Below are 11,061 nucleotides of genomic sequence, written 5' to 3'. Positions count from 1 at the left end.
CTGCCGGTTCTGGGGGTGGGGGGCTGGGCGGCGTTGGCAGTCTGAAAATCACCCGTCACGCCCCTCTCCGCACCCACCCCCTGCGCCGCCCCCTTCCGCAGCGCGTCCCTCTCGCTGGGGTGGGGGAGGGGTGCGTGGGGGAGGTGGGGGATGCCCTGCTGGTGGGACGCCTGCTGGGGGTGGGGGTGCCTGCTGCTGGGGTGCCTGCTGGGGGGTGGGGTCGGGGGCAGGGGTGTGCGGAGGGGGGTGGTCCGGGGTAGGGGCTTCGGTATGGGCTTTGAAGAGATGTTTGTGCCGGAGACCGAGGCTGGGCGGGACGGGATGCGGGCTGTGCTGGCGGCGCCCGGGGATGCCGTGGTCGGGTTGGACTTCGACGGGACGTTGGCGCCGATCGTGGCGGATCCGGAGCGGGCGCGGGCGCATCCGGGGGTGGTGGGGGCGTTGCGGCGGCTGGGGTCGGTGGTGGGGGCCGTGGTGGTGGTGACGGGGCGGCCGGCCGGGGTGGCGGTGGAGTACGGGGGGTTCGCGGGGGTGCCGGGGGTGGTGGTGCTGGGGCACTACGGGGCCGAGCGGTGGGAGGACGGCGAGCTTTCGGCGCCGGAGGTGCATCCGGGGGTGGCGCGGGTGCGGGCGGCGTTGCCGGGGTTGTTGGAGCGGGTGGGGGCGCCCGAGGGGACGTGGGTGGAGGACAAGGGGCGGGCGGTGGCCGTGCACACCCGGCGGACGGCGGCGCCGGAGGAGGCGTTGGCGCTGCTGCGGGCGCCGGTGGGGGAGCTGGCGGCGGAGCACGGGCTGGTGGTGGAGCCCGGGCGGCTGGTGCTGGAGCTGCGGCCGCCGGGGGTGGACAAGGGGGCGGCGCTGACCGGGTTCCTGCGCGAGCGGGGGGCCCGTTCGGTGGTCTACGCCGGGGACGACCTGGGGGACGTGGCGGCGTTCGCCGCGGTGGAGGAGCTGCGCGGCGAGGGTGTGGCCGGGGTGCTGGTGTGCGCCGGCGCGGTGGGGGACGCGCCGGTGCGGGAGCTGGCCGACCGGGCGGACCTGGTGGTCGCCGGGCCGGAGGGTGTGGTGGAGCTGCTGGAGTCCCTGGGGGAGGCGCTCACAGCGCGTTGAGCTGGTCCAGGAACCACTGCTGCGGGGGGAGCGCGGTGGCCGCCGCCGCCAGGCGCTTGGTGCGGTCGGCGCGCTCCTCCTGGCTCATGCCGAGGCCGGCGTGGAGGGCGTCGGCGGTGGCGATGACGTCGTACGGGTTGACGGTGAGCGCGTCGTCCCCGAGTTCGGCGTGGGCGCCGGCCTCGCGGGAGAGGACGAGGGCGCAGCCGTTGTCGGAGACCACCGGAACCTCCTTGGCGACCAGGTTCATGCCGTCGCGGATGGGGTTGACGAGCGCCACGTCGGCGAGGCGGTAGGCGGCGAGGGAGCGCGGGAAGTCGTCGTCCACGTGCAGGATCACCGGCTGCCAGGTGGGGGTGGCGAACTCGGCGTTGACGGCCTCGGCGAGCTCCCGGACCTGGGCCGTGTAGCTGCGGTACTCGGCGAGGTCGGTGCGGGACGGGTAGGCGAAGGCGATGTGCACCACCCGGTCGTGCCACTCGGGCCGGGTGCGGAGCAGGTGCCGGTAGGCCTGGAGGCCGCGGACGATGTTCTTGCTCAGCTCGGTGCGGTCGACCCGGACGATGGTGCGGCGGTCGCCGACGGCCTCGCGGAGGGCGGCCAGCCGTTCGTCGACGTCGGGGCGGTGGGCACGCTCGCGCAGGAAGTCGGCGTCGGCGCCGAGGGCGTGGACGCCCAGGTGGGTGGTGCGGCCGTCGAGGGTGACGGTGAGCGCGTCGTGGTCGACGGTCGCCCCGAGGATGTCCTCGCAGCAGGCGGCGAAGGCGCGGGCCCAGCGTTCGGTGAGGAAGCCGGCCCGGTCGGCGCCCAGGATGCCGGTGAGGACGGCCCGGGCGACGTCGTCGGGCAGCAGCCGGAAGTACTCGGGCGGGGCCCACGGGGTGTGCGAGAAGTGGCCGATCCGCAGGTCGGGGCGGATTCCGCGGAGCAGGGCCGGGGCCAGCGAGAGGTGGTAGTCCTGGACGAGGACCGCGGCCTCCGGCGCGGCTTCGGCGGCCAGCGCCTCGGCGAACGCGCCGTTGTAGGCCTGGTAGGCGGCCCATTCGGTGCGGAAGTCGGCGTCGAAGGCGGGGGCGGTCGGGGTCGCGTAGAGCAGGTGGTGGACGAACCAGAGGGTGGAGTTGGCGACGCCGTTGTAGGCGCGGGCGAAGGTCTGCGGGTCGATGTCCAGCATCCGTACGGCCTGGCCGCCGACCTCGTGGCCGGCCAGGTCGAGGCGGCCGCGGGGTGCCTCGGCGGCGGCTCTGCGGTCGGGGTCGCCGAGGGCGGCGCAGACCCAGACGGCGTTCGGGTCCTCGATGGCGGACAGCCCGGAGACCAGGCCGCCGCCGCCGCGGCGCAGGGTCAGTGTGCCGTCGTCGGAGGTGCTGAAGGACACCGGTCCCCGGTTGGATGCCACCAGGACGGAGGCGGTGCCGGTCGCGCTCGAACGGTTGGTCGTGAGATCGCCCATGGTTGGCATGTTGCCGGGGGCCCGGCGTGGCAAACCCGTCAGTGGCGGGTCGCGTATTCGGGGACGGTGTGCATCGGGGGGCGTTCCAGGGCGGTCACCGGGTGGGTGTGGGCGGTGAACGCGCGGGTCTCCGGGTGGCGGGTGAACTGGGTGAGGTGGGGGTGGACGAGGTCGGCGGAGGCCTTGAGGCGGTGGGTGCGGTCGAGGCGCTCCAGGGCGGTCCGGTAGATGGTGGCGGCCATCCGGCCGAGGGCCTGGCCGTCCTGGTGGCGGTGGTGCCGGACGCCGACGTCCACCTGGGCCAGGGCGTCCAGTCCGGCCAGATCCAGGGCGTCGACCAGTAGGCCGAGTTCGACGCCGTACCCGGTGGGGAAGGGCAGCCGTTCGAGCAGTGAGCGGCGGGCCGCGTACTCGCCGCCGAGGGGTTGGACGAACCCGGCGAGCTCCGGCCAGTGGAGGTTGAGCAGGGGGCGGGCGACGAGTTCGGTGACCCGGCCGCCGCCGGCGGGCAGCACGGCGCCCTCCGACTCCAGCGGGCGGTCGTACATGGCCTTGACCAGCTGGATCGACTCGTCGGTCAGCAGCGGGCCGACGATGCCGGAGACGAAGGCCGGGTCGAACTCGCGCAGGTCGGCGTCGACGAAGCAGACGATGTCGCCGTGGGTGACCAGCAGCGAGCGCCAGAGCACCTCGCCCTTGCCGGGGACGGCGGGCAGGCGGGGGAGGATCAGGTCGCGGTGTTCCACCCGTGCGCCGGCCTCGGCGGCGACGGCGGCGGTGGCGTCGGTGGAGCCGGAGTCCACGACGACGAGTTCGTCGACGAGCGGGAGGCGCTCCATCAGCTCGCGGCGGACGGTGCGGACGATGTCGCCGACGGTGGCCTCCTCGTCCAGGGCGGGGAGGACCACGCTGACGGTGCGGCCGGTGCGCCGCTTGGCGTCGAGGAGGGTGCGGACCGGCCGGTCGGCCGCGCTCCAGGAGCGGCGGCGCAGCCAGGACGCCGCCTGCGGCAGGAGCTCGGGGGTCGGTTCGGCGGGCACTGGGGTCTCCTCGGCGGGTCGGTGGGACATGTCATCTCGCTTGGCGGACGGTCCCGTTCAGGATTGACGCCTTCGGATACAGTCTTCGTACAGCGGTCGGACCTTTGCACACCGGGGTCGCCGCTGAGTACCACCACAATTTCACAAGCTCATCCAGAGGGACTGAGGGAACGGCCCGTTGACGTCCCGGCAACCTTCTCGCGCGGCTGTCGACGACAGGCCCCGGCGGGACAGGTGCCAATTCCGGCCCGTGTCGCGACCGCGCCACGGGGAAGATGAGGAGAGAGGCCTCGCCGTCATGGCTATCGACACCGCCGCACCCGTTTCCGTCGACCTCGGCCCCGCCGCCGCGCTGTCCTGTCGCGAGTGCGGCACCCGCTTCCCGCTCGGCCCCAGCTTCGCGTGCCTGGAGTGCTTCGGCCCGCTGGAGATCGCCTACGAGTTCGGCAGCGAGGGCGCCGAGGAGCTGCGCAAGCGGATCGAGGCCGGTCCGGCCTCCATCTGGCGGTACGCGCCGCTGCTGCCGGTTCCGGCCGACGTGGCGTCCAAGCCCAACCTGAACCCGGGGTGGACCCCGCTGGTGAAGGCGGACAACCTGGGCCGGGAGCTCGGTTTCACCGCCCAGCTGCACGTCAAGGACGACTCCGGGAACCCGACCCACTCGTTCAAGGACCGGGTGGTCGCCTGCGCGATCGAGGCGGCCCGGGCGTTCGGGTACACCACGCTGTCCTGCTCCTCCACCGGCAACCTGGCCGGTGCGGTGGGGGCGGCGGCGGCCCGGGCCGGGTTCCGGTCCTGCGTGTTCATCCCGCACGACCTGGAGCAGGGCAAGGTCGTCATGGCCGGGGTGTACGGCGGCGAGCTGGTTGGCATCGAGGGCAACTACGACGACGTGAACCGCTTCTGCTCGGAGCTGATCGGCGACGCGGCCGGCGAGGGCTGGGGCTTCGTCAACGTGAACCTGCGGCCGTACTACGGCGAGGGCTCCAAGACGCTGGCGTACGAGATCTGCGAGCAGCTCGGCTGGCGGCTGCCGGAGCAGATCGTGGTCCCGATCGCCTCGGGCTCGCAGCTGACGAAGATCGACAAGGGGCTCCAGGAGCTGATCAGGCTCGGCCTGGTCGAGGACCGGCCGTACAAGGTCTTCGGCGCCCAGGCCGAGGGCTGCTCGCCGGTGTCGGCCGCGTTCAAGGCCGGCCGGGACGTGATCAAGCCGGTCAAGCCGGACACCATCGCCAAGTCGCTGGCGATCGGCAACCCGGCCGACGGCCCGTACGTGCTGGACATCGCCCGCCGCACCGGCGGCGCGGTCGAGGACGTCACGGACGCCGAGGTCGTGGCGGCGATCCGGCTGCTGGCGCGGACCGAGGGGATCTTCGCCGAGACCGCGGGCGGGGTGACCGTCGGCGTGCTGAAGAAGCTGGTCGAGACCGGACAGCTGGACCCGGCCAAGGAGACCGTCGCGATCAACACCGGCGACGGCCTGAAGACCCTGGACGCCGTCTCCGACGCCGGGATGACCGCCGTCATCCGCCCGACGCTGGACTCGTTCCGCGCCGCCGGCCTCGCGTCCGCCTGAACCACCCGCCCCCCGCAAGGAGAGTCATGAGCGCCAACGTCCGCATCCCCACCATCCTGCGCACCTACACCGGCGGCGCCGCCGAGGTGACCGCCGAGGGCGCCACCCTGGCCGAGGTCATCGCCGACCTGGAGAAGAACCACGCCGGCATCTCGGCCCGCATCCTGGACGACACCGGCAAGCTGCGCCGCTTCGTGAACGTCTACGTGAACGACGACGACGTGCGCTTCGCCGAGGGTCTGGCGACCGAGATCAGGGAAGGCGCCGGAATCTCGATCATCCCGGCGGTGGCCGGCGGCTGCTGAGCCGTTCGCGAGAACCCGCGGTCGCCCGCGCGTACGGAATTCCGCTCTCCGTATGCGCGGGCGACCGCTCGCATTCTTGCGGGAATATTTCCGGGTCGAGTCGGAGTAGAGTGTCGCTCGGCTGGGAACAAGGTTTCCCTTTCGGCCCCCGCAGTGCTCGGCCCGGGGGCGCCCGGCCCGCCGGACCGGCCCGTGAAACATGTCAGGCGGATGTCAGAATTCCCGCGGACATTTGAGTAATTCGTCCGCTATGTCCGGCGTGGAATGCCGAGATTATTCCGATTCGGCCCGTACTGTCCCCCGGCGCCTTGCCGGAATTACCGGCGGTTGACCCTGTTGCAGAGGGCGTCGGTCCGGATACATTCAGCGGCGGTCGACGCAATCACCCGCTCACCGGAGGCCGCCTGGCGTCCGTGCGCGGAGGGTTGCGGCGTGCACGGCTGCGCCCAGGGGGGGTTCCCCGGGCCGGCCTTCAACCAACCCGGGCCCGCGACCTGCGGGCGCGTGAAGGGCCCAGCACAGCACTAGGGGAGTTCGGAATGGCTCAGGGCACCGTCAAGTGGTTCAACGCGGAGAAGGGCTACGGCTTCATCGCGGTCGACGGTGGTGCGGACGTCTTCGTCCACTACAGCGCGATCCAGATGGACGGCTACCGCACCCTCGAGGAGGGCCAGCGGGTCGAGTTCGAGATCTCCCAGGGACAGAAGGGCCCGCAGGCGGACATGGTCCGCGCCGCGGGCTGACGCCTTCCGACCCCAGGAGCTCGGCGCGGCCCTACGGCTGGTGACCACTCGCTTCTCGACGGGCCCGTACGACGCGTGTCGTACGGGCCCGTCGGCGTTCCCGGCGGGCTCCGGGGGCGGCCCCGGCGGCGGCTCGCGGATCGTCGATTGGGCTTGCACTCGACCACCCGGAGTGCTAATCATTGGCGTTAGCACTCACAGCGTGAGAGTGACAGCGGACCGGGTCGGTGAGGCCCCCGGGAGCGGTAGGGGAAAAGACCCCCGCACACCAGGGCCGTCCGTCGCGGGCACCCCTTGGTCCGAGCAGTCGACCGTGTCCCGGAGGACCACTTCTGATGGCCAAGATCATCGCCTTTGATGAGGAAGCTCGCCGCGGCCTTGAGCGTGGCATGAACCAGCTCGCCGACGCAGTGAAGGTCACGCTCGGCCCCAAGGGCCGCAACGTCGTGCTGGAGAAGAAGTGGGGCGCCCCCACGATCACCAACGACGGTGTCTCCATCGCCAAGGAGATCGAGCTCGAGGACCCGTACGAGAAGATCGGTGCGGAGCTCGTCAAGGAGGTCGCCAAGAAGACGGACGACGTCGCGGGTGACGGCACCACCACCGCCACCGTGCTCGCCCAGGCCCTGGTTCGCGAGGGTCTGCGCAACGTCGCCGCCGGCGCCAACCCGATGGCCCTGAAGCGCGGCATCGAGAAGGCCGTCGCGGCCGTCTCCGACCAGCTGCTGGCCCAGGCCAAGGACGTGGAGACCAAGGAGCAGATCGCCTCCACCGCCTCCATCTCCGCCGCCGACACCCAGATCGGCGAGCTGATCGCCGAGGCCATGGACAAGGTCGGCAAGGAAGGCGTCATCACCGTCGAGGAGAGCAACACCTTCGGTCTGGAGCTCGAGCTCACCGAGGGCATGCGCTTCGACAAGGGCTACATCTCCGCCTACTTCGCCACCGACCTGGAGCGCATGGAGGCGACGTTCGAGGACCCGTACATCCTCATCGCCAACTCCAAGATCGGCTCGGTCAAGGACCTGCTCCCGCTGCTGGAGAAGGTCATGCAGAGCGGTAAGCCGCTGGTCATCATCGCCGAGGACGTCGAGGGCGAGGCCCTGTCGACCCTGGTCGTGAACAAGATCCGTGGCACCTTCAAGTCCGTCGCCGTCAAGGCCCCGGGCTTCGGTGACCGCCGCAAGGCCATGCTCGGCGACATCGCCATCCTCACCGGTGGCACCGTGATCTCCGAGGAGGTCGGCCTCAAGCTGGAGAACGCCGGCATCGACCTGCTGGGCACCGCCCGCAAGGTGGTCATCACCAAGGACGAGACCACCATCGTCGACGGTGGCGGCGACAGCGAGCAGGTCGCGGGCCGCGTGAACCAGATCCGCGCCGAGATCGAGAACAGCGACTCGGACTACGACCGCGAGAAGCTCCAGGAGCGCCTCGCCAAGCTGGCCGGCGGCGTGGCCGTCATCAAGGCCGGCGCGGCCACCGAGGTGGAGCTCAAGGAGCGCAAGCACCGCATCGAGGACGCCGTCCGCAACGCGAAGGCCGCCGTCGAGGAGGGCATCGTCGCCGGTGGTGGCGTCGCGCTGCTGCAGGCCGGTGTCGCCTTCGACAAGCTGGAGCTGGAGGGCGACGAGGCCACCGGTGCCAACATCGTCAAGGTCGCGCTGGAGGCCCCGATCAAGCAGATCGCGACCAACGCCGGCCTGGAGGGTGGCGTCGTGGTGGAGAAGGTGCGCAACCTCCCCGCCGGTCACGGCCTGAACGCCGCCACCAACGAGTACGTCGACCTGGTCGCCGAGGGCATCATCGACCCGGCCAAGGTCACCCGCTCCGCGCTGCAGAACGCCGCCTCCATCGCGGCGCTGTTCCTCACCACCGAGGCCGTCATCGCCGACAAGCCGGAGAAGGCCGCCGCGGCCGCCGGCGGCGGCATGCCGGGCGGTGACATGGACTTCTGATCCTGATCGCTCCGATCGGATCGGCTGGTTCCAACGTCCGTGTGGGCGGCTCCCTTCAGGGGGCCGCCCACACGGCGTTTCGGTGTTCGGGGGAGTTGGGGAGAGGATGGACGGATGGCTGCCGACGACATCGAGACCGCCCTGCACAACGCGCGGGCACTGATCCTGGCCGACCTCACCGCGCGGGACGTGGCGGACGCCGCCGTCGTCTCGCTGGTGGAACAGGCCGTCACCCACCGCCGCTGGTGGCTGGAGCAGTGGCCGGACGGCACCGACTACGTGCTCGGGCTGGTCGCCCAGGACGTCCAGGACGCACTGCTGGAGGCGTACGGGCGCTGGCCGCTGTGCGCCGACTGCGCGGCCGACGGGGACCCGCACGCGCTGAGCGTGGAGCCCGAGCTGGGGCCGGATCCGCACTGGGTGTGCGGCAAGCAGGGCGCGGTGGTGGCGCCGGTCGGCAAGCTCGCCTAGGGCGCGTCTGACAATTCGCGTCGGATCAGGGCGCGGCGTTGGGGTGCGTGCATCGCAAGGCGGAGGAGGGGGCCACTGACGTGGGGGCACCTCCCGGCCGAAGGCTGGGGGCCATTGGCGACCGACGACAACGCGGCGAGGTGCGCTTGTGCCCTGGGGGTACCTCCCGGCCAAAGGCTGGGGGAGCGTCGCGCACCCGGCGGGAATTGTCAGACACGCCCTAGGGTGCCAGCTCCCGGAGCTCGGCCGTCAGGTTGGCGCGGGCGGGCGCCGTGAGGCGCTCGCGGGCGGCGAGGGTGCGGTAGAGCGCGGGCAGGGCGAGCAGCCGGCGCAGGACGGCGGCCCGGCCGGCCGTGAAGTCCGGCGCGGGGACGAAGCCGTACTCCTCGCGGACCGCGGCCGCGTACGCCGCGTAGGCCTCGGGGGTGCCGCCGAGGACGGCCAGGTCCGCGTCGCAGAGCACCTCGCCGTTGCGGTCGCCGGGGGCGGGGTCGTGGCCGACGGTGAGCAGCACGAGGCGCTCGACCTCGGCGACCCGCTCGGCGGGCAGCCCGGCGGCGGTCAGCGCGCGGACGGCCAGGGCGGCGCTGCGCTCCTCGTTCTCGGTGCGGTCGGGGCGGTAGACGGCGTCGTGGAACCAGGCCGCGAGGCGGACCGCCTCCGGGTCGGCGGCGTGCCCGGCCAGCTCGTCGACGTGCCGCAGCACCGCGCGCAGGTGGGCGGCGGTGTGGTAGCGGCGCTGCGGCTCCGACCAGCGGCGCAGCAGCTCCCGGCCGTACGGCTCGGGGTCGACGGCGGCCCCGCAGCGGTGCAGCAGGGCGGTCCAGGCGGCGAGCAGTTCCTCGGTGAGCGGGCCCTCGGCGGTCGGGGCGTGCTCGGCGGTGGCGGAGGCGTGCTCAGCGGTGGCGGTGGCGGTGGCGGTGGCGGTGGCGGTGACGGTGGCGGTGGCGCGGTCGGGCTCGGCGGTCGGCATGGCGACCATTGTGGCGGTCGGGCCGGGCACTGGACCTATAGGTAGGTTGACGATATATGTAGTCGTATGACAGAACGCTCCATGCAGGAGCCCACGCTGCTGCTGCTCACCGCGCTGGCCGACGCCCCGCGCCACGGCTACGCGCTCATCCAGGAGATCTCCGCGATCTCCGACGGCCGGGTCAAGATGCGCACCGGCACGCTCTACGGGGCGCTCGACCGGCTGCTGGGCCAGGGCCTGATCGAGGTCGCCGCCGAGGAGGTGGTGGACGGCCGCGCCCGGCGCAGCTACGCGCTGACCGACGCCGGCCGGACGGCGCTGGCCGCCGAGGCGGAGCGGCTGCGGGCGGTCGCCACCGAGGCCGAGCGCCGACTGACCAGGATCCGGTCGATGCTGCCGGGAAGGACCGGGTCGCAGGGGCGGCCCGCGACGGGGGGAGGCCTCTCATGAGCACGCCCGCGATCGGTGCGGCGCCCTCGGCGGTGCTGCGGGCCGCACTCCAGCTCTACCCGGCGCGGTACCGCCGCGAGCGCGGCGAGGAGCTGGCCGAGGTGTTCGCCGACACCACGGCGGCCGGCGGCCGGCTGGCGGTGGCCCGGGAGGTCCTCGGCCTGGCGGTGTACGGGCTGCGGGTGCGGCTCGGGCTGACCGGCGCCTCGGCGGCCGGGCGGCTGCTGGCGCTGGTCGCGCCGATGCTGGCCGGCGCGGTGGCCGGCGCCATGCTGCTGGCCTGGCTGACCACCTCGTACCGGGTCGCCAACCGGCTCTCCTGGGACGACTCCTACGGCGCCTACGCCGAGCTGTTCTCCCGGCCGGTGGCCGCCGCGCTGCTCCTGGTGGCGGTGCTGCTCGGACGGTGGGCGGCGGTGCGGGGCAGCGCGCTGATCCTGGGCGCGGTCGGACTGTACGACCTGGTGGCCGCCGCCTGGGACTCGTCCTTCGACCTGTGGTGGAGCGGCTACATCGGGATGGCCTCGCTGCCGTTGGTGGTGGCCGCGCTGCTGCTGGTCGCGGCGCCGACCGACCTGCTGCCCCGGCCGACCTGGCGCACGGGCGCCCTGGCGCTGGCCTCGGCGGCCGTGGGCGGGCTGCTGGCGGTGGCCCAGAGCTGGGACGACACCACCTTCCCGCGGGACCTGGGCTGGTTCGTGGTGATGCTGGTCGCCCCGCTGCTGCTGACCTTCGCCGGGCTGCGCGGGCGGGTCGTGCCGGCCGCCATGGGCGTGGCGATGCTGGTGCTGACCGGGCCCGGCTGCCTGTTCAACATCTGGCGGGAGTCCCGCGGGGTCTCGCACCTGCTGCCGGCGGCGGCGCCGACGGTGGCCGTGCTGGTGCTGCTGGCGGTGGCGGTGCACCGGTTCGGCCGGCGGGCGGCGGTGGCGGCGGGCCCCGGCTCGGTGTGACCGTGTGACCCGAGATCCGGGGGGTC

Annotated in this window: 11 protein-coding genes and 1 riboswitch; of the genes, 8 read left to right on the top strand and 3 right to left on the bottom strand. The window is 72.9% G+C overall.

Features of this window, described 5'->3' with window-relative positions; genetic code table 11:
* The first annotated feature begins 285 nt into the window (after positions 1 to 285).
* Positions 286 to 1,110, top strand: a complete 825-nt coding sequence (otsB, locus tag ACFY0X_RS34430; RefSeq protein ID WP_387760451.1) for a trehalose-phosphatase — start codon at positions 286 to 288, stop codon at positions 1,108 to 1,110.
* Here the strand turns inward: otsB and ACFY0X_RS34425 are convergent.
* The gene (locus ACFY0X_RS34425) at positions 1,097 to 2,563 is read right to left on the bottom strand and encodes a trehalose-6-phosphate synthase (RefSeq protein ID WP_387760450.1); all 1,467 of its coding nucleotides are present in this window, start codon (positions 2,561 to 2,563) and stop codon (positions 1,097 to 1,099) included. The two genes, otsB and ACFY0X_RS34425, sit on opposite strands and share 14 nt — an antisense overlap.
* 38 nt (positions 2,564 to 2,601) lie before the next feature.
* Positions 2,602 to 3,603, bottom strand: a complete 1,002-nt coding sequence (locus ACFY0X_RS34420; protein WP_387760449.1) for a glucosyl-3-phosphoglycerate synthase — start codon at positions 3,601 to 3,603, stop codon at positions 2,602 to 2,604.
* A gap of 146 nt (positions 3,604 to 3,749) precedes the next feature.
* Positions 3,750 to 3,885: riboswitch (SAM riboswitch) on the top strand.
* A 16-nt stretch (positions 3,886 to 3,901) separates the two neighbouring features.
* On the opposite strand from ACFY0X_RS34420, the gene thrC reads away from it, so the two are divergent.
* From thrC to ACFY0X_RS34395, 5 genes are all read left to right on the top strand, one after another.
* Positions 3,902 to 5,182: a threonine synthase gene (gene thrC / locus ACFY0X_RS34415; RefSeq protein WP_387760448.1), complete on the top strand. Its 1,281-nt coding sequence runs from the start codon at positions 3,902 to 3,904 to the stop codon at positions 5,180 to 5,182.
* A gap of 26 nt (positions 5,183 to 5,208) precedes the next feature.
* Positions 5,209 to 5,487 (top strand): MoaD/ThiS family protein, encoded by a 279-nt coding sequence (locus ACFY0X_RS34410; protein ID WP_387760447.1) that lies wholly within the window; start codon positions 5,209 to 5,211, stop codon positions 5,485 to 5,487.
* A gap of 539 nt (positions 5,488 to 6,026) precedes the next feature.
* Positions 6,027 to 6,230, top strand: a complete 204-nt coding sequence (locus ACFY0X_RS34405; RefSeq protein WP_030057071.1) for a cold-shock protein — start codon at positions 6,027 to 6,029, stop codon at positions 6,228 to 6,230.
* Between the two features lie 335 nt (positions 6,231 to 6,565).
* A complete protein-coding gene (gene groL / locus ACFY0X_RS34400; RefSeq protein ID WP_097236664.1) occupies positions 6,566 to 8,188 on the top strand; it encodes a chaperonin GroEL in 1,623 nt (540 codons plus the stop codon).
* Positions 8,189 to 8,302: 114 nt separating this feature from the next.
* Complete coding sequence (locus tag ACFY0X_RS34395) at positions 8,303 to 8,659, top strand: hypothetical protein (RefSeq protein WP_387760446.1); 357 nt, start codon at positions 8,303 to 8,305, stop codon at positions 8,657 to 8,659.
* Between the two features lie 220 nt (positions 8,660 to 8,879).
* On the opposite strand, the gene ACFY0X_RS34390 is transcribed toward ACFY0X_RS34395, so the two are convergent.
* Positions 8,880 to 9,632, bottom strand: coding sequence for a hypothetical protein (locus ACFY0X_RS34390; RefSeq protein ID WP_387760445.1), 753 nt, complete (start codon positions 9,630 to 9,632; stop codon positions 8,880 to 8,882).
* A gap of 66 nt (positions 9,633 to 9,698) precedes the next feature.
* On the opposite strand from ACFY0X_RS34390, the gene ACFY0X_RS34385 reads away from it, so the two are divergent.
* Positions 9,699 to 10,082, top strand: coding sequence for a PadR family transcriptional regulator (locus tag ACFY0X_RS34385; protein WP_387760444.1), 384 nt, complete (start codon positions 9,699 to 9,701; stop codon positions 10,080 to 10,082).
* On the top strand, positions 10,079 to 11,035 hold the full coding sequence (locus ACFY0X_RS34380) for a hypothetical protein (RefSeq protein ID WP_387760443.1): 957 nt from the start codon (positions 10,079 to 10,081) through the stop codon (positions 11,033 to 11,035). Before ACFY0X_RS34385 ends, ACFY0X_RS34380 begins: the two co-directional genes overlap by 4 nt.
* Positions 11,036 to 11,061: the final 26 nt, after the last annotated feature.

The sequence above is a fragment of the Kitasatospora sp. NPDC001547 genome (assembly GCF_042894165.1).
Lineage (GTDB): Bacteria > Actinomycetota > Actinomycetes > Streptomycetales > Streptomycetaceae > Kitasatospora.
Note: the sequence above shows the minus strand (reverse complement) of the source record. Positions and strands in the feature narration are given on the sequence as shown.